Genomic DNA, 25,076 nt, shown 5'->3' with positions numbered 1-25,076 from the left:
GTTCACTGACCGGTCATTTTAGTGGCACCTTAGTGTCACTTTGCCCCCGTATGGTGCTGTCAACTACACGGCGGGGCCAAGAGATTCCGTCGACTTTTCAACGACACACTCTCTGGGGGCAATCATGGCGTCTTTGCGTCACCTATTTCCTGTATCAACTCTCACCCTGGCAGTCCTTGCCAGCACCAATATCGCCAGTGCACAGGATGCCACTGTGACAACGGAAACGACCGGGCTCGAAGAGGTGGCAGTCACCGGTCAGCGTCTGTCCCGTACGCGGGCGCTGGATATCAAGCGGGACATGCCGGTGGTAATGGAAGCCCTGGCAACCGATGACCTTGGCCGCCTGCCGGACAAGAACGCGGCGGAATCCCTGAATCGCCTGCCCGGTGTCTCCATTCTCATTGAAAAAGGTGAAGGTCGCTTCGCGTCTATTCGCGGTATCAAACCTGACTGGAACCGGGTGAACGTCAATGGCTTTGTCACCGGATCTCCGGAAAAAGATGGCAGCGGTCGCTCCATGCCGTTGGACCTTCTCGGCGGTGAGTTGTTGCAGCGCGTGGAAGTGTACAAGGCGAAGACCGCGGATATGGACGGTGAGGGCATCGGCGGCGCCATCAATATCGTGACCAAGCGCCCTCTGGAAGGCGACGAATTCAATGCAACCGCAAACCTGCGCATGGGATTGGAAGAGGCGGATCAGGAAAATCCGTACTACGACGGTAAAAACCCTCAGAACTTCGACTTGGCCGTCTCCGGAAAAATCAGTGAAAAACTGGGCTGGAACCTGGGGGCTTCTTCAACGGAACGGGAGTATCTGGCGCAGGGTATCTATCAGGACGACTGGGCCGAAGTGGATGGCCTGATGTTCCCGGAGCAGACAAAAAACAACTACTACGTGATCGGACGCGACCGCGTAACCCTGATCGGTGGCCTGGAATACCGCCTCAATGACACCACCGATATTCTCGCTCAGGGTTTTTACAGTGAATTCGAAGAGTTCCAGCACCGCAATCGATTCCGTCAGGGTATCGAGCAGGATGCGGACCTGATCGACCGTATAGAGGGTGACAGGGTGTATATGGCCGAGGGCGGCACTTATATCCGCGCTGACCTGCGCCGTGAGGATGTGGAGAAAACCCTGACCAACTTCAGTCTCGCGGGCAACACGGATCTGGATCTGTGGAAACTGGATTACGGTGTCAACCTGAGCCGCAGTGAGCTGCACGAAACCAATTCGGACTGGTCTTTCCGTCAGGACGATTCTGTGGTGATGGGCCCGGACAGTTTTGTCGTTAACGGCGATGGCGTTGTCGAGATCAATCCAGGCGCGGCCGTGCACAACGTGGCCGAGAACCTGCGCTTTGACTCGGTCGGTTATCAGAATGATCGCGCAGAGCAGGACATCCAGAGTGCGCGTTTCGATGTGGAGCGTTTGTACGACTTTGCCGGATCCGAGTCGAGCGTGAAATTCGGCCTGAAGGTGACCGCCAACGAAAAGCACTTTGATTTCGGCAATCGGGATTACGGTGTGATCCGCGATACGCTGAGTAACTATCCAGTGACCGATGGCAGCTTCCAGAACGATGTCAATGGCATGCGCCAGGACAATCTCTGGTTTGATCTCGACGCACTGAATGCACTGTATGGCAGCAACCCCGGCCTGTTTGATGCCGACAGCGGCAATGTCGCTGCCCAGCTGGGGAGCGACCGCACTGTGGAAGAGACCACCTCTGCGGCCTATGTGATGAATACCCTGCGTTTCGATCGCCTGGATGTGATTGCGGGCCTGCGCTACGAGCAGACCGATCTCGCCTCCAGTGCCTCGCAACAGGATGCGGAAGGCAACTACTCCACCGTGTCGATTGAGGGTGACAGTGATGTGCTGCTGCCGTCCCTGGTGGCCAAATATCTGATCCGCGATGACCTGATCGCCCGCGCATCTTTCACTACCAGCCTCGGGCGCCCGGATTATGCCGACCTCAGCGCCAGCTCCCAATTTGGTGTTAACGATGACGGGGACGCGGTGCTGTCCATTGGCAACCCGGACCTGTTGCCCTATGAAGCGGACAACTATGACCTATCCATGGAGTGGTACCCCAGTGAGTCCAGCGTCATCTCCCTGGCCTGGTTCCGTAAAGATATTGATAACATCATCGTCAATGATGAGCAGGTAATTGACGGCGGGGTGTATCTGGGCAGTGACTACGGTGTGGAAGAGTTAACCGTGCGCACCGTCAAAAACGCGGATACCGCAGAGATTACCGGCTACGAATTCAATCTGCAGCATCAGCTGGTCAACCTGCCCGCGCCGTTTAATGGATTGGGGGCCAGTTACTCCTACACGGATATCGACGCGACCTTCTTTGACAGTAACCTGGGGGTAAACCGCAAGCTGGAAGGGCAGCCGGAGGAAATTCAAAGCTTTACCTTTTTCTTTGAAAACTACGGTTTCTATGCGGGGCTTACTTACAACTATAACGCCTCATTCCTGACCGACCTCAACAGCCTGGAAAATGTGGCGGATGATATTGAGCAGGGTGAGTTTGGACGCTGGGATTTCCGTGCCTCTTATGCGGCAACCGACAGCTTCTCGGTCTATCTGGATATCAATAACCTGAACAATGAACCCACCACCGAATTCCAGGGGGGGGATGAGAGTATGAATACAGAATACGAATATGTTGGCTCCACCTATTACCTGGGTGCCACTTACGCCTTCTGACGTATTTGGTGGGTTAATGGGCTCTCCCTGGGAGAGCCTTTTTTTGTTTCTACATTCTGAGAAAAAAGGTTGGCATGAAATTGGCAGAGTATTTTACAGGGTCGACAAGCAACGTCAGGCTAACAAGTGTCATGCAGCTGTTGCTGCTGTGGATAGTAGCAATATCGGTTACTGCGGATGAGCGATTGCGTGCAACCACCCTGGAGACATTCGATACTTTCGATGCAAGGCAGGGAATTGCAGTGGATAAGCAATTTTTTTATGCGGTGAACAATTTCCGTATCACCAAGCACCGCAAGTCCGATGGCGCACCGATACTGCAGTGGGATGGTATCAGTGAACAGGGGCCGTTGATACATATGGATAGCGGAATGGTGTGGAAAGGAAAACTTTACGCATCCCACTCAAATTATCCAGAATGGCCAATGACCAGTTCGGTGGAAGTATGGGATACCGAGACCATGGAGCATATCGCAACCCACAGTTTTGGCATCGAGCTCGGGTCCTTTACCTGGTTGGATCGCCATAACGGTTACTGGTGGGGTGCCTTTGGAAATTACGACAAGGTACAAAAAGGGCAGGAGATCGCCTACGGTCAGACCATACGCACACAGGTAGTGAAAATGGATGAGCGTTTTCAGGTTCTTGCGCGCTGGACACTGCCGGAAAATGTGCTCAGACGCATTGCGCCAATGAGCAATTCTGGGGGCAGTTGGGGCCCGGACGGGTATCTCTATCTGACTGGTCACGATCATCCGGAAATTTATGTTATGCAGATTCCGGCCCATGGATCGGAACTGCGCTGGGTCGCAACAATTGAGGCACCGGAAATACACGGGCAGGGAATTGCCTGGGATCGCAGTAGTCGCCAGCGAGAGATCTGGGGGATCCGCAAGCAGGATCGCAAGGTATTCCGCATGCAGGTTCCGCTAGTGACGGCGCCAGTTGACGCCGCGATCGGCAGTCAGATACGTGGTCCCGGACAGTTCAGCCAGGATTGAACGGCGGCATCGGGGCGGGTTGTTCGACGTGTATTTTGCCGAAACGGCGCCGTTTAGGTCTACATTAGGGGGACGTGTCTTAAAAAGACCGTTTCCCAGCGACGTTAGGCGAATACACAACACGGAGAATAGCGCCGATGACCGAGTTCCTTCGACTGTCTGCACTGGAATTGCTCAAGGGGTACAAGGAAAAACAATTCTCTCCGGTTGAAGTAACCCAGGCCATGCTCTCGCAGATAGAGCGCTGTAATCCGCTGGTGAACGCCTACAACCTAGTTGATGAAGAAACCACACTCACTTTTGCAAAAGAATCTGAGCAACGCTATCAGCAGGGGAATCCTAAGGGGACTCTTGATGGAGTGCCCGTCGCCATTAAAGATGTATTCCTCACTCCGCAGTGGCCCACCATCAAGGGCTCCAAAACCATTGACCCGAACTCTACTCTTGGCAAGGAAGCGCCGAGTGTCGCGGCACTCAATCGCCACGGCGCCGTGCCATTGGGCAAAACCACCACGCCGGAGTTTGGCTGGAAAGGGGTGACCGACAACCCGGTAGATGGCATTACCCGAAACCCGTGGAACCCGGACAAGACGGCCGGTGGCTCAAGTGGCGGCAGTGCCGCTGCAGTTCCCCTTGGAATGGGACCTTTGGCGCTGGGTACCGATGCGGGAGGCTCCATCCGGATTCCCGCCGGATTCAGCGGCCTGGTGGGGCTCAAACCAAGCTTCGGCGAGGTACCGCACTGGCCCGCGAGCCCATTCGGCACACTCGCACACGCGGGCCCCATGACCTGGACGGTGGCGGACTGTGCACTGCTGATGAACGTACTTTCTGAAGCGGACTACCGGGATACCAACGCTATTCCCCGCCGTAATATCGATTACCTCGCGGCCCTGGAAGGTGAACCGCAGGATTTGCTACGCGGTGTGCATATCGCATTCAGCGCAACCCTCGGGTATGTGCAGGTGGACCGCGAGGTGGAAGAGAGAGTGCGCGCTGCAGCGGAGTTATTGCAGTCACTTGGCGCGGAAATCACCGAAGTGGCCCCCGGCTTTGATGATCCGCTTGCGGCTTTCGGTCATCTGTTTTACGGCGGGGCCGCCAATGTTCTGCGCAATATCAGCAAAAAACAGCGCATGATCATGGACCCTCAGCTGGTTGCGGTATCTGAAAAAGCCGCGCAGCTTTCCATGCTGGATTATCTGGAGGCGGCGAACGAACGCGCTGCGTTATGTGAGCGTATGGCGGCCTTTCACGGAAAATATGATTTGTTGCTGACACCCACATTGCCGATTACGGCATTTACCGCCGGTCGCGAAGTGCCCGAGGACTGGCCTAGCACTCGCTGGCCCTCATGGACGCCTTTTACTTATCCGTTCAACATGACAGGACAACCGGCTATTTCGGTTCCCTGTGGCTTTGACAGTGCCGGTCTGCCCATTGGTTTGCAGCTTGTGGGAGCGCGCTTTGATGATCGCTCGGTTCTGCGCGCGGCCCAGGCATACCAGCTGGCAGCGCCGCTCACCGACAAGCGCCCCGAGCTTTTCTTTGCGAATTCTGCGGCAGATACCACCGAAGGGGCCGGTTCATGAGTCGCATAGATTTTGACTTTTACGAATCGGAAGATCCGGTCTGGAACCCCGCACTGTTAACGATACCGGTGCCGGGAATTCGCAAGATGGTCAATATGGCGGCGTCCATGGAGGATGTTATCCATCTGTCCATCGGGCAGCCTGATGCGCCTACACCACCTCATGTGGTTCAGGCAACGGTGGATGCTTTGAATGCGGGGCAGACTGGCTACACCATGGATGCGGGTTTGCCGGAATTGCTCGACGCACTGGCGGAATATTACGGAGAGCGTTCGGGGCGCACAATCAGCCCGGAAAATATTCTGATTACCACCGGAGCCACCGAGGCAATTTATCTGGCGCTGACCGCTGTCTCCGCGCCAGGTCGTGAATTCATCGTGCCTGACCCCTCATTTATGTTGTATGCGCCATTGATTCGTATGAATGGTGGGGAAGTAAAATACATTCCCACGCGGGCGGAAAACAATCATCAGCTGGACCCGCAGGAAGTTATCGATGCGATCGACACCAATACCCACGCCATTATTCTGAATTCTCCGAGCAACCCCACCGGCACGGTTTATCCGCGGGAAACCGTGGAAACCATTGTGCAGGAAGCGGCCTACCGTGGAATTTATGTGATCAGCGACGAGGTATACGATCATCTGATCTACGACGAGCGCGGCCTCGACAGTTACGCCAGTGTACTGTCCTGCTGTTCGGATCTGGATCATGTCATGGTCATGAGCAGTTTTTCCAAAACGTTCAGTATGGCGGGTATGCGGGTCGGCTGGTTGATTGCGAGTCAGGGCGCCATCCGCAAGTTGCGCCGCTACCATATGTTCACGACAACGGTGGCTAACACCCCGTGCCAGTGGGGAGGCGTGGCCGCTCTGAAGGGAGACCGAAGCTTTGTCAAAGATACGGTGAATACCTACAAAAAACGCCGCAATCGCCTGGTGGAACTGGTAGATGAAACGCCGTTTCTGGAAGGCTATGTACCGGAAGGTGCTTTCTATATGTTTCCCGCATTGCCCGAAGGGGTAAATGGCAACAATGTGGCACTGCGGCTGCTCCGGGAAACCGGCGTGTGCACGATTGCCGGTGATACCTTTGGAGATAGCTGTCGCAATGCCTTGCGGTTCAGTTACGCCACCTCCATCGAAAATATCGAGCGCGCTTTCGAGCGGATTATTCCGTGGATGGAAAAGCAGGATTTTGGCTGAGCAGAGATATTCGGCCGAGCCGAGTGTCGTCGACCCGCCCGCAAGCTTTTTCTTATGGCTTGCCGGGGCGGTTTCATGACGCCATTTTTATTTTTTGCATTGAATATTGATGCGACCCCTTAATTGCCCTACTCTGGTGCAGCTTCAATCCAGAAAACAATAATGAGATTTGGGTCACGATAGAATTTCGTGACGAAGTACAAAGCGATCTATCGGTCCCGATTTCATAAAAATAATAGGACGGGTAATTATGCGAGAATTCAGAACCAAGGCACTGACCCTGGCAGTAATGGCGGCAGCGGCACTGCCGGTATCACCGGCGTTTTCCCAGGAGCAGGGCGATCCCGCAAGCAGTGATCACGGGGTGATGGAAGAGGTCATCACCACGGGCACCCGCAAAGAGGGGGTGTCTCCTACCGAGACTCTTTCACCGGTGGATGTGCTCGGCGGCAGTAAATTTTCCGCTCAGGGCAGTTTTGATCTCACCGAGTCCCTGGCTAAAGTGGCACCATCGTTCAATACCCAGCGTTTTCCCATTGCCGATGGCACCGCGTTCATTCGTCCGGTGACACTGCGCAACCTTTCTCCGGATCAGACTCTGGTTCTGGTCAATGGCACCCGCCGTCACCGCTCTGCACTGGTGAACCTGCAGCTGGCACCGCTGGGCACCACAAATCAGGGTGCGCAGGCGGTGGACTTTGCGGCGCTGCCTTCCATGGCCATCGAGCGTGTTGAAGTGCTGCGCGACGGTGCTTCCGCACAGTACGGCTCTGACGCCATTGCCGGTGTGGTCAACGTGATTCTGAAAGACGACGCAGAGGGCATCGCGCTTTCCGCTCAGACCGGTGAATACTTCGACGGTGACGGTGCCCGTACCACGCTGGCGGCGAACGGCGGTTTTGCTTTGGGCGACCAGGGTTTTGTTAACGCCACCATCGAACATTCCACCGCCGACAAAACCTGGCGCGGTGCTGCGCGTCCGGATGCGGTTGCGGTCGCTGAAGAGGTCGGTGTGGAAAACGTACCGCTGGATGGACTCGGTCAGCGCTGGGGTGACCCGGAAGTGGAAGCGCTCAAGTTCTTCGTAAACACGGGCTTCGAGCTGAATGACGCCACCGAGCTGTACGGCAACCTGGGATATTCCAAAAACGAGACCATTTCCGATTTCTTCTACCGCGGCCCGGTACTGGATCCGTCTGCAGAATTCACCGCCCGTGAAACATTGCAGGCAGACGCAGACGGCGACTATATGCCGGACGATGCCCCCCAGTCTCTGGTGGACGATATTATTGCCCAGGGCCTGAACCCGGCAGACTATCTGGTGGCGGATAGCAGTAGCGATAGTGGCTTCGTACTGCGTAACCCCATCTACACCCAGTTCCCCGGTGGCTATAACCCGGCCTTCGGTGCGGATATTACGGATTTCTCTGCAGTGATTGGTGCCCGTGGTGAATGGGCCAACGGTATCAGCTGGGACCTGCGTGCGCGCAGTGCCGAGAACGAGGTTTCCTACGTTCTGGAAAACTCCATCAACCCGAGCCTGGGGATCAATTCCCCGCTCACTTTCAATCCCGGCACACTCACCCAGTCCGAGACCAGCGTAAATGCGGACTTTGTAAAACCTATCGACGTTACCGCATTCGCCTCACCGCTGAATCTCGCATTTGGTATGGAGTGGCGGGATGAAACCTACGAGATCGGTGCCGGTGACGAGGCCTCCATTGCCGTGGGCCCGACCGCCTCGGTGTTCGGTGTTGGCTCCGATGGTTTCCAGGGTTTCCCGGTGGAGGCGGCCGGTGAGTACAGCAGTGTAAGTACCGCGGCCTATGTGGATCTGGAGGCGGATGTTACCGACAAGTTGCTGCTGGGTGCGGCGCTACGTTTTGAAAACTTTGAAGAGTTCGGCTCCACCTTCGACTGGAAACTGTCTGCCCGCTACGACTTCACCGAAAACTTTGCCCTGCGCGGCACCGCGAATACCGGCTTCCGTGCGCCAACCCCGGGGCAGGTGAATACCCTGAACGTGACGACCACTTCAGATGCGGATGGCAATCTGATTCCAAACGGCACCTATCCGGTGAATCACCCGGTGGCAATGGCGCTGGGGGCCAAGGAGCTGACACCGGAAGAGTCCACCAGCTTTACCCTGGGTGCGGTGTGGAGTCCGCTGGATAACACCAGTGTGACCATCGATTACTACAACATTGAGATTGAAGACCGCCTGGCACTGCGCAACAACACCATTGGTGATGCAGAAGTGGCGCTGCTGGAAAATGCCGGTGTAGCCAATGCGTCCCTGCTGAATGGCAGTAACGCCAACTATTTCGTCAATGCCTTTGATTCCGATGTTTCTGGTATTGATCTGGCGGTCACCAGTGATTTTGATGTGGCCGGTGGCCTTCTGGTGATGGACCTGCGTCATAACCACAATCAACAGAAGGTGGACAAGGTTGCCCCGGACACCATCAATCAGTCCCGGGTCTTTGATCTGGAAAACCAGGTGCCCAGCGATCGTACCACCCTGACCTTCGATTACGACTCCGGTGACCTGTTCAACGGCTACCTGCGTTTTAACCGTTACAGCGGTTGGGAGAGCACTTTCGGTCTGTTCGGCCCCGGTGATGCTTCCGATGCTTCTGCTTACGACGGTGAGATCCTGGTCGACCTCGAAGCGACGATTACTCTGGCGGAGAACTACAAGCTCTCCCTGGGTGGCGAGAATATCTTCGATGTGCGCCCGGATGATGAAGCGGACCCGACACTGCAGTTTCTCGGTGTGCGCCAGTCACTGACCTCACCGTTTGGTTTCAATGGTGGTTTCTGGTATCTGAGAGCCAGCGCGGAATTCTGATTCCGTTACAATTTCATTGACGGTAAACAGGCCTCCCTCGGGAGGCCTGTTTTGTTAAGGGTTTCAGTGAAAGCTACGTACGTGCTGGATTTCTTTCCAGACAATACCGTCGAGCTTTTTCCCGATCAGATGGATCACAGAAAATTGCTGCTGTTTCGCGTCCCGGCTGATCTGCAGGTTGCCTTCAATCAATAGAATTTTTCCGCTGAGAATTTCCTTGCGGTAGCGCTCCTGTACCTGCTGCCACAGCACCACATTGATTACACCGGTCTCATCCTCCAGGGTCAGAAACAGCACACCGGCCGCACTGCCTGGGCGCTGTCGGCAGGTGACCAGACCGAGCACCCGTATTCTGTCGCCATCCCTGCGCCTTTCCAGATCGCAGGCGCGGACAAGATTGTTAAAGCGCTTCTGCCTGCGCAGCAGTGCCACCGGGTGTTCGCGCAGGGTCAGGCCGGTACTCTGATAATCGCTGTAGATATTGTCTTCCTGGCTGGTCTCCGGCTGATGTTGTGGCGGGGTCGCGTGTTCCAGTTGTGTGTTCAGTGCCTGCCAGGTGCTGTGGAAACGGTTCTCGCCAATACTGTAAAAACAGTTGGCATGGGCGAGGATGGCGCTCTGCTGTTGGGGGATATCGACCCGTTGGGCAAAGTCCTGCAGTGACTGGAAGTTGCCCTGAACTCGCTCTGTCTCAATAGTTTCCACGGTTTCTTCGGCCAACCCTTTTACCAGGCGCAAGCCCAGGCGGATGGCGGGGGCCACCGGAGTTTTGCCATCGGTACCCTTTGTGCCATCGGCCAGCGCCAGGCTGTGGTGCCAGCTGCTGTGATTCACATCCAGCGGTAGGACCTTCACATTGTGACGCTGGGCGTCGTATACCAGTTGCGCCGGGGCGTAAAACCCCATGGGTTGGCTGTTCAATAGCCCGCTGTAGAAAGCGGCGGGGTGGTGGCATTTGATCCACGCGGAAAAGTAGGCGAGCAGGCCGAAGCTGGCGGAGTGGGATTCCGGAAAACCGTAAGAGCCGAAACCTTTCATCTGCTCGAACAGCCGCTCTGCAAGGCTGTGCTCGTAGCCATTGGCCAGCATGCCGTTGATCAGTTTTTCACGAAACTGCAGCAGGTTGCCGTTCTTGCCCCAGCTAGCCATGGCGCGGCGCAGGGCATCCGCCTCACCGCCGCTGAAGCCGGCGGCCACCATGGAGAGCTTGATCACCTGCTCCTGGAAAATCGGCACACCCAAGGTGCGCTCCAGTACCGGGCGCAGGTTTTCATGGGGGTAGTTGACGGGCTCGAGTTTCTGCTTGCGGCGCAGATAGGGGTGCACCATGCCTCCCTGAATCGGGCCCGGGCGCACGATGGCAATTTCTATTACCAGCTCGTAAAAGGTCTGCGGCTGCAGGCGCGGCAGCATGCTCATCTGCGCGCGGGATTCGATCTGGAATACCCCCACTGTATCCGCGTGGCACATCATTGCATACACCGCCGGGTCGTCGGCGGGAATATCCTGCAGGCGCATGCGCTTGCCGTACAGTGCCATATAGCTAAGGGACTTGCGCAGGGCGGTGAGCATGCCGAGGGCGAGAATATCCACCTTCATCAGCTTCAGGTCTTCGATATCTTCCTTGTCCCACTGAATGATGGTGCGGTCATCCATGGCCGCATTTTCGATGGGCACCAGCTGGCTCAGCGGCAGCTCGGTAATCACAAAGCCGCCCACATGCTGGGACAGGTGGCGGGGGAAACCGTAAATCTGCTCCAGTAGCCTGGGCAGCATGCGCCCGGCTACGCTCTCTGGAGCGATGCCAACCTTTTTCATCTGCTGTGGAAAATCCTCCAGCTTGTCCCACCAGCTGCGTTCCGCCTGCAACTGTTCAATAACTGCTGCCCCGAGCCCCAGTGCCTTGCCGATATCCCGCAGTGCACTTTTAAAACGATAGGTGATTTTGGTGGCTGCGAGCCCGGCGCGCTCGCGGCCGTACTTGCGGTAGATGTACTGGATGATTTCCTCGCGCCGCTCGTGCTCGAAGTCCACATCGATATCCGGCGGTTCATTGCGTTCGCGGGAAATAAACCGTTCGAACAACAGGCCGATCTTGTGTGGATCAATCTCGGTGATAAACAGGCAGTAACACACCACCGAGTTGGCCGCGGAACCGCGCCCCTGGTAGAGGATGTGCTGTTTGCGCGCGTACTGGACGATGTCGTAAATGGTGAGGAAATAGTGCTCGTACTGAAGCTCGGCGATCAACGCCAGCTCGGTTTCGATTTGCTGACGAATATGCGCTGCTGGCCCATGAGGCCAACGGATCGGGATACCGGTTTCCACCAGGTCTCGCAGGTAGTCACTGGCACTTTTGTTTTGCGCAACTACTTCTGACGGGTAGTGGTATTGCAGTTCTTTCAGACTGAAGGTGCATTGCTCAGCAATTTTCAGTGTGTTGTCGATGGCACTCTGTGGATAAAGTGCAGTGATTTCCGGCAGGCTGCGCAGGTAGCGTTCCGCATTTTGCTGCAGGCGGTAGCCCAGCTGGTCCAGGGTACAGTTGTGGTAGTTTGCGTTCAATACATCCTGCAGTGGTTTGCGGCTACGGTTGTGCATAAGTACCGCGTTGGTAGCAACCAGCGGTAGCCGCTGGGATCTGGCAAAAGCCAGTAGCTTGTGCAGCCTCTGGTTTTCACTAGGGAGCAGGTGATGGCTCAGGGCGATAGAGAGCCGCCCGCCGAAATGTTGTTTCAGCGTATCGGGAAGTGTGAAGGGCTCGCTGCCTGGAAGCCACAGGCACAGTGCATGTTTGCAGTGATTGAGGAGGTCCTGAATAAACGTCCGGTACTGGCCTTTTTCGGCGCGCAGGCACGAAGTGGAAATCAGCTGGCAGATTTCGCTGTAGGCAAGCCTGTCCGGTGCGAGTAAAACCACTTGCTGCGATTCTTCCTCCAGGCGAAAGAAACTGCCACAAATCAGCTTTAACTGACTGCCCTCGGCTTGAAGTTTCTCCAACTCTGCATAAGCCCGCACCACCCCCGCCATGGAGCATTCATCGGTAATCGCAATTGCGCAATAACCGAGTTGATGTGCGGCCGCAATCAGCTCCTGTGGATGCGAGGCACCCTGCAGAAATGAAAAGTTACTCTGACAAAAAAGTTCGGCGTACTGCATACCGATAAATATCCGATACGTCATACCGGTGTATTCCGGTATCAGTTGCTCGGTGGATTCGTTGGCCTCCTGTAACCTGGATCCCGGATCAAGTCCGGGATGACGAGGTGAATGGTTGAAGTGTTTACGTGAAACCCCATCGCTCGTCATGCCAGCGTAGGCCGGTATCCAGTTGCTCGGTGGTCGTTAGACTCCTGCAGCTGGATCCCGGATCAAGTCCGGGATGACGAGGTGAATAGTTGGAGTGTTTACGTGAAACCCCATCGCCTGTCATGCCGGCGTAGGCCGGTATCCAGTTGCTCGGTGGTCGTTAGACTCCTGCAGCTGGATCCCGGATCAAGTCCGGGATGACGAGGTGAATGGTTGAAGTGTTTACGTGAAACCCCATCGCCTGTCATGCCGGCGTAGGCCGGCATCCAATTGCTCGGTGGTCGTTAGGCTCCTGCAGCTGGATCCCGGATCAAGTCCGGGATGACGGGGGCGATTAGAGGATGTCGTAGTACAGATCTCGCCACTCTGGATTGCTACTTTCAATCAGGTTCAGCTTCCAGCTTCGCCGCCAGTTCTTTATCGCTTTCTCTTTTCGAATGGCACTTTCCATCGTGTCATGTAGCTCGTACCATGCAAGGTTTTTCACTCCATACTCCCGAGTGAAACCTTCGACAACGCCTTCCTTGTGTTGCCAGATACGCTGCACAAGGTTGGATGTAACACCCGTATAAAGTGTGCCATTACGCTGGTTTGCAAGAAGGTAAACACAGGGTTGTGTTAACCCAGTCATGAATAAACCCCGTGCAGATACCAGTCCTCTGACGCCAGATCCTGGTATACCCAGTAGAGACTGCCGTGGGCGCCGCGGGCGATGTAGTAATCGCGGGCGTGGCGGCGGTGTTGCCACCAGTAGCCGTCGATGCGTTCCGGACCCTGCAGCAAATGCAGCTCGCCGTCGTAAAACAGTTTGTGATCGCGCTGCTGGATGCGGTCGGGCCTCGGCAGCAGCCAGTTGGGGCGGGGAGCGTTTACCGGGGTGAGCTGGTGGCTGCGGGATTTACTCTGCAGGGTGAGGCTGTCGGCGTTTTGCCAGGCTTGTTCCGGCAGGTAGCTTTCCTTGAGGGTGACGCCGGAGAGGGCCTGGTGCCCGAGGCGGGCCTTGAGCTTGTCGATCAGCTGGTAGCTTTCGTGCAGCTTGCTGCCCTCGTCAAAAAAATCCTCCCGCAGGCTGTGACTTTCAATGGGACGCAACTGCTGGCACTTGAGGGTCAATGCCTGCACCGGCTCTTTCAGTTCTACCCGTTCAAACTGTAATTTTGTCAGTGCGATCAGGCGTTGGGGGTCGAGCAGCGGGCGGGAGATATCCACATGGACCTGCTGGTGACCGCGGCTGCCGTAATCCAGAACCCAGCACAACTGCTGACTGTATAACTGCCGACGCTGCAACTGCCGGCACAGCTCACGCACCAGACGGCCGGCGGGGAATAGCAGTTGCTCACTGTTATCCAGTGGGCTCGGGAAAAACAGCTCGCTGTGAAATTCTGCCGGCGGCTCGAAGCTAGGTACCGGATCCGGGCGGGTGCCGTTCAGGCGGGCGAGGTAGTCGATGAATCCGCGACCGAAGCGACTGCCCACCTCCGACAGTGGAATTGCCAGCAACTGGCTGACGCGCTTGATACCGCAGGCATACAGCTTGGCGATGGCCTTGTGATTACAATCGAGCAGTTTGCTGGGGGCGAAGCTGATCCACTGGCGCCACTGTTGAGGGGCCGGGGCGGTTTTGGCTTCTGCCAGCCACTGGCGGTGTTCCGGCAACTGGCTGAGCAGGTGTGCGGCGCTGGGGCTGTGGCCCAGGCCCATAAAATGATGGATGCGCATCTTGCGCAGCTCTTTGCCCAGTTGTTGCAGCAGGGGCGCCAGGCCGTGGTGTGCCTTGAGGCTGCCACTGATTTCCAGATACAGGCAGGCGAAATTGTTGTCTGCCTGGTTCTGTTCGCGCTCGGCGTTGCGTGGGGAAACCACCGGGGTAAAGCTGTAGGCCCACAGGGCCAGTTGCTGTAACAGCTGTTCTTCCCGCTGCGGGTCCCGCTCCAGCAATTGCAGTTCGGCGCAGTAGGCGCAGGCGGTGGCGATGCTGAGTCCGGGTTCCACATTGTGGGCATTGGCCGCGGGGTTGGCTTCAATGATGAGACTGTTCTGGGCCACGGCCACCGCGGCACTGTCACCGGCGCGGTGGGCGCGGGTCAAGGCTTCCAGGGGAAGTTTGGGGAGCTGGATGCAGAGCCAGAGCATGTTGGGATCTCCTGTCGGAGCCTGGTTAATTGGTAGATGCGCTGCGCTTATCTACCCTACGGCCTTGTTGCTGGTGGCCGTTTGTAGGGTGGATAAGCGCAGCGCATCCACCAGGGGCACGCCGTTGATTCAGTGCAGCGGCTGGTCTCGCCGCACCAGGTCCGGGTTGCGCGCCAGATGCACGCGCTGGCCGGACTTGCCACTCAGTTGTTTGAACAGGTGCAGCGCCAGCTGCTCGCCGTCGCTCTTCAGTTGCAGGCGCAGTGCTGCCGGAGACGGGGTTTGTGCACAGGAGCCGGGGCGGAAGTGGAAGTGCAGGCAGTCGCCATCGCGGGCGGCTATCTGCAGCCGACGCAGGTCTTTGTCGGCCGGGGCTTCCCTGTTCTGCCACTGGATCAGCGCACCGCAGGCGCCGGATTGCAGGGACTGCTCTGCCGCCCACAGCTGATCCCGCTGTCCTCTGGGGTGCAGGATCAGCAGTTTCTCCAGTTGCACGCCGGCCTGTACCAGTGCCGGGGCGTAGGGGATATGCGGCGGGTTGATCAGGATCACCATGCGCCCCTGACGGGTGAGTTCCGCGAGGGTCGGCAGGATCAGTGACATCTCGCCGATACCAGCCTTGTCGACCAAAAACTCCGTGCTGGCCGCGCGGGGCCATCCGTGCCCGACCAGCAAGGCATCCAGCCCGCGGTAGCCGGTACTGATTCCGGTGCGGGGACGGCGCTGGCCACTGGCCAGTTGCCAGATGTCCGGGCGGGTCAGCAGTTGCTGCAGCGGCTCGTCACTGGCCTGCTTGGCTGGCTGATCACCTAACTGCTTGTTTTGCAAAAAGTTTTCGGCGCTGTTCACGATCGGCTCGCTCCACACGGGTGGTCTGATAGGGCTTTGCTGTATGGGTATACAGCGTCTACTGGTAATTTATACAGTAGTCGTCCAGTGTCGGCAAGCCCGCACCAGGTCTGTGTGCGTCAAATTCGACACGCCTCTGTGGCACTTTTTTGAACAAGGTAAAACGGCTATGATTCGGCCTCTTCAAATGACCGCCAGAAATGGACCAATACCAGATAAGCGAGGGGACAGGGTGAGCATCAAATCCGATAAGTGGATTCGTCGTATGGCTGAGAATGAAGGCATGATCGAGCCCTTCGAACCGGGCCAGGTACGCCACGGGGCCTCCGGCGATCGCCTGATCTCCTACGGCACCTCCAGTTACGGCTACGATGTGCGCTGTGCCAACGAGTTCAAAATCTTCACCAACGTGCACTCCGCCACCGTGGACCCGAAGGCGTTTGATGAAGACAGCTTCGTGGATGTGCAGGGCGACTACTGTGTCATCCCGCCCAACTCTTTCGCCCTGGCGCGCACCGTGGAGTACTTCCGCATCCCGCGTTCGGTGCTGACCATCTGCCTGGGCAAGTCCACCTACGCCCGCTGCGGCATCATCGTGAATGTGACGCCGCTGGAGCCGGAGTGGGAAGGGCATGTGACCCTGGAATTCTCCAACACCACCAACCTGCCGGCGAAGATCTACGCGAATGAAGGCGTGGCACAGATGCTGTTCTTCGAATCCGATGAAATCTGCGATGTGTCGTATAAAGACCGCGGTGGTAAATACCAGGGCCAGCGCGGCGTTACTCTGCCGAAGACCTGATCCTTAGACCACCAGCAAATGACAGACCTTCCCACCCAGGCCGATGTACTGATCATCGGCGCCGGCGCCGCCGGCCTGATGTGTGCCGCGGTGGCGGGCAAGCGTGGCCGCAGCGTGCTGGTGCTGGACCACGCCAACAAGGTCGGCAAAAAGATCCTGATGTCCGGCGGCGGTCGCTGCAACTTCACCAACCTGTACACGGCGCCGGACAACTTCTACAGCGAAAATCCGCACTTCTGTAAATCCGCCCTGGCCCGCTATACCCAGTGGGACTTTATTGCCCTGGTGGAAAAACACGGCATTCCGTATCACGAGAAAACCCTCGGCCAGCTGTTCTGCGATAACAAATCCCGCGACATCGTGGATCTGCTGCTGGCGGAGTGCCGCGAAGCGAAAGCCCAGATTCGCACCCGCTGTGAGATCCAGCGTGTTGAGCCTCTTAATGAAGAGGGTGCGAAAGGCTTTGAGGTGCACACCTCTCTTGGCAAAGTGGTGTGTGAATCCCTGGTAGTCGCCACCGGCGGCCTGTCGATCCCCACCATGGGCGCCACCGGATTTGGCTACGACCTCGCCAAGCAGTTCGGCCACAACATTATTCCCACTCGCGCCGCACTGGTGCCTTTCACATTGAACAAGCGTGCACTGGCGCGGCAGCAGGAATTACCCGGGACCTCACTGGCAGTGAATGCCAGCTGTGCCGAGGGCCATTTCCACGAGCAGATGCTGTTTACCCACAAGGGCCTGAGTGGCCCGGCGGTGTTACAGATCTCCAGCCACTGGAAAGAGGGGATGCCGGTCAGCTTCAACCTCGCACCGGGGCTGGATCTGTCCGGGTGGCTCTGTGAGCAGCGCGGCAAAAAGCAGGAGAGCTTTCTGCATACGGTGCTGGCGGAGTTGTGGAGCAAAAAGCTGGTACAGTTTTTCCTGCAGAGAAATGGCCTGGAAAGCAAACCACTCAAGCAGTACAGCGAACAGGCGCTAAAGGATGTAGGCGAAAAGCTGCAGATCTGGACGCTGATCCCCGAGGGCACGGAAGGCTACCGCACCGCAGAAGTCACCCTTGGTGGCGTGGATACCAATGAGGTGTCATCCCGGAGTATGCAAAGTATGAAGCAAGCGGGGCTCTACTTTATTGGTGAAGTGCTCGACGTGACAGGCTGGTTGGGCGGGTTTAACTTTCAATGGGCCTGGGCGTCTGCCCACGCGGCTGGCGGGGAGGTCTGATGGGTGACGTGCTGCCATTTAAGCGGAAAACCGCTTGGGAAAAACACAAGGGTAGCAGTTTGTGCCGCGAGGGTTTTCACAAGTGGAAGGTGGTGACCGAGCGCAAGTTTGATGTGAAACAGGGGAAGCTGGTAACGGAATATCGCTGCCAGCGCTGTGGAAAAACGAAAACAGAGCTCGTGTAGTCAATCGTCATACCGGCGAATGCCGGTATCCAGTTGTGCAGAGACTTTGTGCTCTCTTGCCACCCTCTTGCTGCTGGACCCCGGAACGCGTCCGGGATGACGATATTCTAAATTGGACGGTTACTGTGGTTTTTGTCCCTCTGGTGCAGCAACCCCCATCTCTTCCAGCAGATTATCTGCGTGGTCGACGTTTTCCATCACCCACAGCATATATTCCACATCTACGTGAATCGCGCGGGTATTGTCATTGAAGTCCCAGTCCGCGTTGATGCTGTCGTAGGTGCCATCAAATACCAGGCCGATAAATTCACCCTTACCGTTCATGGTGGCGGAGCCTGAATTACCGCCGGTGATGTCTACGGTGGTGAGGAAGTTCACCGGAACGGAGTCCAGGTTTTCATCATAGAAACGGCCGTACTCCTTGTTTTTGATCGCGTCCAGTTGTGCCTGGGGTGCATCGAAGGGGTCTTCACCGGTGTACTTGGCCTCGATACCGCGCAGGGTCGTGAAAGGCACAAAGCCGTCCTTGCCATCGTTGCCGTCAGCTGCGCCTTTGATGGTGCCTGCGGGCGGGGTGTAGCCTTTTACCAGACCGTAGGTGAGGCGCAGGGAGCTGTTGGCATCCGGGTAAACCGGTTTGCCCTGCTCGTTGTAATAGGCAATCAGCAGGTCCATATACTGCGGGCGCAGTTCGGCAAAACGGCCGGCCATGGTTTTCTCATGCTGTTCTATCGCGAGCCGGTCGTCATAGGTGGCTACCGCCAGCTGGATGAACGGATCATCGCTGTTGCGGAAGTCTTCCGGTGATTTTTCCATCCACGCGAGGCGGGTTTCGGTATCTGTGAGCCCGGTTTCTTCGTACATGGCAGAAAGCTTGCTCTGCAGAGCGTCGCCACTCAATTCCCCATCAAAGAAATTGTCGAAACTTTCCAGGTGCTGATCCTGGGGCAGGGCGTTATAGCGCTCGAGGAAGTAGGTCCAGATGGCCTGGTCCACACTTGGCTCAAAGCTCCGTTCGATGCGTTTCATGCTCTCGCTAAAACGGGTCATGTCGCGCTCCTGGTAACCGGGTTCACGCTCCATGTTCGGCTTTTGTTTCTCGAGGCTGAGACGGTAGAGGCGCTGTGCGCTACTCAGCATGGCCGAGCGGTTCATGTAGCCCAGCAGCAGATCGCGCTCCTGAGTGGATTGCTCTTCGGCGATTAACTGTTTCAGGTCCGCGATGACCGAAGCGTACTTCTTCTTGGATTCCGGATTGGCTTCGATCCAGGCCTGCAGATCTTTTTCCAGCTGCTGCTTGCGCTGTAGCAGATCGCTGCGCTCGTAGCCTTCCATCATACCGGTGAAATTTTTCGCGTAGTTATTGAGGCCGGCAACCAGGCTTGCGTACTTGAGCGCGGCATCCTTGTTGTCCTCGGTGGCTGAGCCGATCACCTCAGACCACTCCGCCAGCACTTTCTGCATGGTGGGGTAATACCAGCTGAAATTGTTGCTGACTTCTTCCGCGGTGCGGTAGCGGTTGGTGCGCCCCGGGTAGCCCGCAACCATCACGAAATCGCCTTCTTTCGGCCCTTCGGTAGCGACGGTCAGGTGGTGCTTGGGTTTGTAAGGCACATTGTCTTTGGAGAAGTCGGCAGGTTTTCCGTCCGGGCCCACATAGGCGCGGAGGAAGGAGTAGTCGCCGGTATGACGCGGCCACATCCAGTTGTCGATGTCGCCACCGAATTTGCCGATGGAGGCCGCTGGCGCGTGTACCAGGCGCACATCGCGAATGGCCAGCTGCTTGACCAGGTAGTAGCTGGCGCCGCCGTAATAGCTGTAGACCTCGCAGCGGTGACCCGGGTCGGATTCACACTCGGCCACCAGCGCTTTTTCCGCATCTTCGATGGCTTTGAAGCGGGTGGCGCCGTCCATGTCATCGCTGAGTTTGCTGTTGATCTTGTCCGTAACTTCGTTCATGTCCACGGTGACATAGATACGCGACCCCGGTGCGGCAGGCACCTCCTCTTCCAGGGTTTTGGCGAGGAAGCCGTTGGCCAACAGGTCGTTGTCTTCGGTGGAGTTGTAGGAAATGGAGCCGTAGGCGCAGTGGTGGTTGGTGGCGACCAGGCCCTGCGGGGAGACGAAGCTTGCGGAGCAGCCACCCAGGCTCACCACGGCATTCATCGGGAATTTGGTCAGATCCGTCATGGTTTTCGGATCCAGCTCCAGGCCGAGGCCTTTGAGTTTGTCACCGATTTCCGGTAGCTGGCGCGGCATCCACATGCCTTCGGTGGAGACGGTCTCGGCTACAGGGGCACTCTTCTCGGTGCTAGCCTCTGCGGAAGAGGCATCTTCCTCTGTGGGTTTGCCACAGGCGGTGAGCAGGGCAATGGATAGCGCCAGCCCGAATTTTTGTGTGAGCTTTATGTTGTTCACTGTCATTCCTTCAGCGGATTTATCAGGATCGTTTTTGTGGTTATTGGGGGATCTTCCCGGCTGCACAAAAAATGGTCGGCCACAGAGGTGGCCTGCCCTACATACTGCCATAGATCCTTAGGCACAAAAATTGATCGTGCGCCCAGAGGAGCCGATACCGGGCCAAGTTTGTTCCAGTGTAGAATCCAGCGGGAAACGGATGGAAGTTTTTGGGGCAAACATGCTTGATAAGCAGGATCTGGTCGATATCGCACGCACGGAAATGCCCTTTGGCAAGTATGCAGGGCGTGTACTGATTGATCTGCCTGAAGAGTATCTGCTGTGGTTTGCCAGAAAAGCTTTCCCCGAGGGGCGGCTTGGCTACCTGATGGCGCTGACCCTTGAAATAAAGGTCGAAGGACTGGAGGGATTGGTAAAACCGCTAAAAAAACAGTGAGCTCCTGAGGAGCCCACTGTCTGAGTCTGATTAACGGTAGACCCGACGACCGCGGCTGTCATAGTAGTAATGCTTTTTCTTCTCGCGATCGTAAAGCCAGCCACCAGCACCACCTAACGCAGCACCAACAGCGGCACCGCCAATATCACCGCCGGTCACCAGTGCTCCGGTCACCGCACCAATACCGATACCGGTACCTACCCGGCGATCCGTGTCACTCATATTGGCACAGCCGGCAGTCGTTAGGGAGAGCGCCAGGGCACATGTTACACCGGCGCGTTTTAGTGTCTGGAATTGCATAAATACTCCGCTTGTACTTGCTCTGACATAGCGCTTGGAGTGTATGGTGCCGGCATCCGGCTCCCAACTGAAATTCGCAGGGGGTCAGTGTTTTTTGTGCCACTGATCGTCGTCGCCTTTCTCGTACTTTTCCCTCACCGCAGACCAGGCCACTGCGTGAGCGACTTCTTCCCGGCTTTTGTCTCCCTTCCGGTCGTCGGGGTCCGCATATTGGTCCCACGCGCTATTGAAAGCGGATTGGTAAATATCCTGGGCGTGTGGGGGCAGCACACTTCTGACATTGTCGGGCAGTTCTGAGCGGCTGTCGTAGGGCATGGTTGACCTCCTCAATGGATGGATAGCGCGAGTGTAGGATTACCAAGTACCGGCCAGTAACCCCGGATGTCAGGGGGTGGTGGTTAGGAAGTGATGGGGAAGACTGAACCGGGAAGAAGGTAGGTAGACAATGTATTCATTAAAAGCAGTCAGAGCCCGATGTGTAAAAAAGACTTGGGAGCAGCCCGAGCCACTCTACACTGGTATCAGTCCCGGGAAGACTCCCCCATCGCAAGACGAGGTGGAGTGCCAACAACAAGCGGTCCGTAACTAGGACTGAACATGACCGTAAATAGGCCCACAGCGGGTGACCACTGATCTGAGATTGATGGATTTCAGCGAGTGAACGAGCGGGAAGTTTCAGTCAGCTTGATTGGGAAAATGGGGTGAAGCGGTCGACAGCGTTCGGCCGCTTTTCTTTTCCTGTGCCTTCTTTCTTCATTCCCGCAGGTCGCAGAAGCGAAAAATACCGCCAGAAACGCAATCTTCTGTGTGACTTACCTCTCAGGACTGCCTTAGGGGGCTGGTCAAGGGAAGGGTCCGGGGGTATTGTGAAAGAGTAATGACACCGCTGTCATGATTTCATGAAGAATGACAGCGGTGTCATGGCGAAAAGAGGTACTGTTAAAGAAATAACAAATGAAGTACCGGTATCCAGATATTACTGAATGCCGTTCAATCGGGGGCAGCGCTGCCCGTTGAGGTAAGACGGACATTACACCGCTGCTCTCATTGATAGATCCTGATCAATAAAAGATAACGACAAGGTGAACATCAATGAAAGGGCTCACTCCCAGTCCCTGGCGCCGCGCGCTCCTTGCGCTCGGTCTCGCCACCAGCTCCACCGCCATTGCCGCACCCGGCGCCCCCACCATCGAGTGGATGGAAACCAGCTTTGCCATCATCGAGGTGGACGATGCGGCCACAGCCTACGAGCAGCTGATTACGGTAAACGACTACGCAGAAGTACCGGTTGAGTGGACCAAATGGTCCGGTGATCCGGCCACGACGGCGCAGTATCTGCTCAACGGGCAGGTGGTGCTGGAGCAGACCGTTACTGGCGGCGATACGCAAACTGGCTCCGCGACTCTGCAGATTGCCGAGGGCGGTCAGTACTCACTGCAGGTTGCACTGTGTAATGACGATGGCTGTGCGACTTCCGCAGCCACCGATATTGTGGTTGCGGACACCGATGGCAGTCACCTGGACCCGCTGACCATTACCGCTGGCGAGAATAACCAGCCGTACGAAAACACCAGTAATTCCGTAGTGGGTACCTACTTTGTGGAGTGGGGCGTTTACGGGCGCAAATTCTCCGTGGACATGATGCCGTCCTACAACCTGACCCACATCATCTACGGCTTTATTCCGATCTGTGGTGGTGACGGTATCAATGACAGCCTGAAGGAAATCGAAGGCTCTTTCCAGGCGCTGCAGCGTTCCTGTTCCGGTCGTGAAGACTTCAAAGTATCTCTGCACGACCCATTCGCTGCAGTGCAGAAGTCGCAAACCGGCCAGACTTACTCCGACCCGTATAAGGGTAATTTCGGTCAGCTGATGGCACTGAAGCAGGCCTATCCTGACCTGAAAATCCTGCCTTCCATTGGTGGCTGGACACTGTCAGACCCCTTCTACTTCTTCGGCGATGCGGCCAAGCGTCAGACTTTCGTAGACTCGGTCGAAGAATTCATGCGCACCTGGAAATTCTTCGACGGTGTGGATATCGACTGGGAATACCCGGGCGGCCAGGGCGCCAACCCGAATCTGGGCGATCCTGCCACCGATGGCGAAACCTATCGCCTGCTGATGCGCGACCTGCGCGCCATGCTCGATGGGCTCGAGCAGGAAACCGGTCGTGAGTATCAGCTCACGTCAGCCATTGGTGCTGGTTCCGACAAGATCGAAGATGTGGACTACGCCGATGTACAGCAGTACATGGATTACATCTTCATGATGACCTATGACTTTTATGGTGGTTGGAGCAACGAGGTGCTTGGACACCAGGCGGCACTGTACGCCCCGGCCTGGCGCCCGGATACCGACTACACCACCCACAATGGCGTCCAGAACATGCTGAGCCTCGGTGTTGATCCGGGCAAGCTGGTGGTGGGTGCGGCCATGTACGGTCGCGGCTGGACCGGTGTATCCGGGTGGACCGGCAACGACCACATGACCGGTACTGCAACCGGTATGGTCAATGGCACCTGGGAAGCGGGCGTCGTGGACTATCGCGATGTAGCAGAGCGTATAGCTACCGGCGAGTGGGAGGAGTACTACGACGAAACCGCCGAAGCGCCTTACATCTTCAAGCCGAGCACCGGCGACCTGATTACCTACGATAACCGCCGTTCGGTATTGGCCAAGGGCGCTTATGTCCAGGCCAACAACCTGGCGGGCCTGTTCTCTTGGGAAATCGACGCGGACAACGGTGACATCCTCAATGCCATGCACGAAGGCCTGGGACATGGCGGCGGTCAAAACAACCGTGCTCCGACGGCGCGGGCCGGTGGCGACCAGTCTGTGGATGGTGGTGCAAGTGTCACCCTGAATGGCAGCAGCTCCAGTGACCTCGACGGTGACCCGCTTACCTACAGCTGGGCGCAGGTTTCCGGTGCCAGTGTGAGCCTGCAGAACGCCAGCAGCGTTTCCGCCAGCTTCACTGCGCCTTCCGTTACTGCCGACGAAGATCTGGTGTTTGAGTTGACCGTCACCGACGACAGCGGCGCCAGTGATACCGATCAGGTAGTGGTCACGGTACTTGCCGACCAGCCGAATCAGGCGCCGAGTGCCGACGCAGGGGCCGATCAGATCGTTATCACCCCAGCCACCGTTACGCTTAACGGTAGCGCTTCCAGCGACCCGGATGGCGACGCTCTTACCTACAGCTGGAGCCAGGTTTCCGGAACGCCGGTAACCCTGAGCAGTGCTTCTGCGGCCAACCCGAGCTTCTCCGCTGCGGAAGTGTCTGCAGAGCAGGAACTGGTATTCGAGCTGAGCGTCAGCGACGGTTCTCTGAGTGACGATACCCCGGACCAGGTCAGCATCTTCCTGCTGCCACCGGACGCCAACACGCCTCCGGAGGTCACTGCTCCGGCCCAGGTCACCATCCAGGAAGGCGCTACTGACTCGATTACTGCAGTGGGCACCGATGCCGATGGCGACACGCTGACCTACACCTGGAGTGGTATGGAAAGCGGTACCGGCGACACCATCACAATCACCGCACCGCAGGTAGAAGCCGATACTGACTTCACCCTGACGGTAACCGTGAGTGATGGTATCGACAGTGCCAGCGCCAATGTCACCGTGACCGTAACCAACAGCACCGGTGGTGGCGGTTGTGAAATGACCGACCCGAATGCGGGTAACTACCCGGCCTGGCAGTCCGGCAGCACCTACCTCGGTGGTGATGAGGTCAGCCACGACGATCTGGTATGGGAAGCCAAGTACTGGACCCAGCAGGAGCCGGGCTTCAGCGCCGCGGACTGGAAGCTGATCAGCGACGTGGAAGTGCCCTGGAATGCCAGCACTGCCTACAACGGCGGTGACGAGGTCAACCACGATGGCAAGCGCTACCGCGCCAAGTGGTGGACCCAGGGGCAGGAGCCGAGCACGTCTTCCGACTGGGAAGAGATTGGCGATGCCACTTGTAACTAAGTGTTAAAGCTGTAAACAGAGGGCGCCACGGCGCCCTCTGTTCTTTTCGATGTCTGTGTAAGCAAACCTTCCAA

General features: G+C 56.9%; 17 protein-coding genes. 10 read left to right on the top strand and 7 right to left on the bottom strand.

Annotated features, from left to right (window positions below):
* Positions 1–124: 124 nt before the first annotated feature.
* The 5 genes from AU11_RS08335 (at position 125) to AU11_RS08315 (ending at position 9,374) form a co-directional block, all read left to right on the top strand.
* Positions 125–2,725 (top strand): TonB-dependent receptor, encoded by a 2,601-nt coding sequence (locus tag AU11_RS08335; RefSeq protein WP_043318657.1) that lies wholly within the window; start codon positions 125–127, stop codon positions 2,723–2,725.
* 131 nt (positions 2,726–2,856) lie between these two features.
* Entirely contained in the window at positions 2,857–3,726 is an 870-nt protein-coding gene (locus AU11_RS08330) for a hypothetical protein (protein WP_051687099.1), read from the top strand.
* 137 nt (positions 3,727–3,863) lie between these two features.
* Complete coding sequence (locus AU11_RS08325; RefSeq protein ID WP_051687098.1) at positions 3,864–5,318, top strand: amidase; 1,455 nt, start codon at positions 3,864–3,866, stop codon at positions 5,316–5,318.
* Entirely contained in the window at positions 5,315–6,523 is a 1,209-nt protein-coding gene (locus AU11_RS08320) for a pyridoxal phosphate-dependent aminotransferase (RefSeq protein WP_043318655.1), read from the top strand. Before AU11_RS08325 ends, AU11_RS08320 begins: the two co-directional genes overlap by 4 nt.
* Positions 6,524–6,773: 250 nt before the next feature.
* A complete protein-coding gene (locus AU11_RS08315) occupies positions 6,774–9,374 on the top strand; it encodes a TonB-dependent siderophore receptor (protein WP_043318652.1) in 2,601 nt (866 codons plus the stop codon).
* A 63-nt stretch (positions 9,375–9,437) separates the two neighbouring features.
* Here the strand turns inward: AU11_RS08315 and AU11_RS08310 are convergent, their stop codons facing one another.
* The 4 genes from AU11_RS08310 to imuA form a co-directional block, all read right to left on the bottom strand.
* Positions 9,438–12,533, bottom strand: a complete 3,096-nt coding sequence (locus AU11_RS08310) for an error-prone DNA polymerase (RefSeq protein ID WP_043320237.1) — start codon at positions 12,531–12,533, stop codon at positions 9,438–9,440.
* A gap of 484 nt (positions 12,534–13,017) precedes the next feature.
* Positions 13,018–13,314 (bottom strand): GIY-YIG nuclease family protein, encoded by a 297-nt coding sequence (locus AU11_RS08305; RefSeq protein ID WP_043318650.1) that lies wholly within the window; start codon positions 13,312–13,314, stop codon positions 13,018–13,020.
* Positions 13,311–14,816, bottom strand: a complete 1,506-nt coding sequence (locus AU11_RS08300) for a DNA polymerase Y family protein (RefSeq protein WP_043318648.1) — start codon at positions 14,814–14,816, stop codon at positions 13,311–13,313. Before AU11_RS08300 ends, AU11_RS08305 begins: the two co-directional genes overlap by 4 nt.
* A 129-nt stretch (positions 14,817–14,945) precedes the next feature.
* A complete protein-coding gene (gene imuA, locus AU11_RS08295; protein ID WP_043320235.1) occupies positions 14,946–15,665 on the bottom strand; it encodes a translesion DNA synthesis-associated protein ImuA in 720 nt (239 codons plus the stop codon).
* Positions 15,666–15,897: 232 nt separating this feature from the next.
* Between imuA and dcd the strand changes: the two genes are divergently transcribed.
* Genes dcd through AU11_RS18580 form a run of 3 tightly spaced genes read left to right on the top strand, consistent with a single transcriptional unit; the run spans position 15,898 to position 17,876 of the window.
* Complete coding sequence (gene dcd / locus AU11_RS08290; protein WP_043318646.1) at positions 15,898–16,467, top strand: dCTP deaminase; 570 nt, start codon at positions 15,898–15,900, stop codon at positions 16,465–16,467.
* Positions 16,468–16,485: 18 nt separating this feature from the next.
* Positions 16,486–17,691, top strand: coding sequence for an NAD(P)/FAD-dependent oxidoreductase (locus tag AU11_RS08285; RefSeq protein ID WP_043318644.1), 1,206 nt, complete (start codon positions 16,486–16,488; stop codon positions 17,689–17,691).
* Positions 17,691–17,876 carry a hypothetical protein gene (locus tag AU11_RS18580; RefSeq protein ID WP_043318642.1) on the top strand — a complete coding sequence of 62 codons (186 nt, stop codon included), beginning with the start codon at positions 17,691–17,693 and terminating at the stop codon, positions 17,874–17,876. The genes AU11_RS08285 and AU11_RS18580 overlap by 1 nt, the downstream gene beginning before the upstream one ends.
* Before the next feature lie 120 nt (positions 17,877–17,996).
* Here AU11_RS18580 and AU11_RS08275 read toward each other — a convergent pair whose 3' ends face one another.
* A complete protein-coding gene (locus AU11_RS08275) occupies positions 17,997–20,249 on the bottom strand; it encodes a S46 family peptidase (protein ID WP_369797827.1) in 2,253 nt (750 codons plus the stop codon).
* A gap of 265 nt (positions 20,250–20,514) precedes the next feature.
* Here AU11_RS08275 and AU11_RS08270 point away from each other — a divergent pair, with 265 nt between their 5' ends.
* Positions 20,515–20,730: a DUF3820 family protein gene (locus AU11_RS08270; protein ID WP_043320233.1), complete on the top strand. Its 216-nt coding sequence runs from the start codon at positions 20,515–20,517 to the stop codon at positions 20,728–20,730.
* Between the two features lie 30 nt (positions 20,731–20,760).
* On the opposite strand, the gene AU11_RS08265 is transcribed toward AU11_RS08270, so the two are convergent.
* Positions 20,761–21,030: a glycine zipper domain-containing protein gene (locus tag AU11_RS08265; protein WP_043318639.1), complete on the bottom strand. Its 270-nt coding sequence runs from the start codon at positions 21,028–21,030 to the stop codon at positions 20,761–20,763.
* An 84-nt stretch (positions 21,031–21,114) separates the two neighbouring features.
* Positions 21,115–21,345, bottom strand: coding sequence for a putative cation transport regulator ChaB (gene chaB / locus AU11_RS08260; protein ID WP_043318637.1), 231 nt, complete (start codon positions 21,343–21,345; stop codon positions 21,115–21,117).
* Between the two features lie 777 nt (positions 21,346–22,122).
* Between chaB and AU11_RS08255 the strand changes: the two genes are divergently transcribed.
* Positions 22,123–25,002, top strand: a complete 2,880-nt coding sequence (locus tag AU11_RS08255; protein ID WP_043318634.1) for a glycosyl hydrolase family 18 protein — start codon at positions 22,123–22,125, stop codon at positions 25,000–25,002.
* The last annotated feature ends 74 nt before the right edge of the window (positions 25,003–25,076 follow it).

The organism is Microbulbifer sp. HZ11 (assembly GCF_000708675.1).
Taxonomy (GTDB): domain Bacteria; phylum Pseudomonadota; class Gammaproteobacteria; order Pseudomonadales; family Cellvibrionaceae; genus Microbulbifer.
This window is presented reverse-complemented; position numbering and strand designations above follow the sequence as displayed.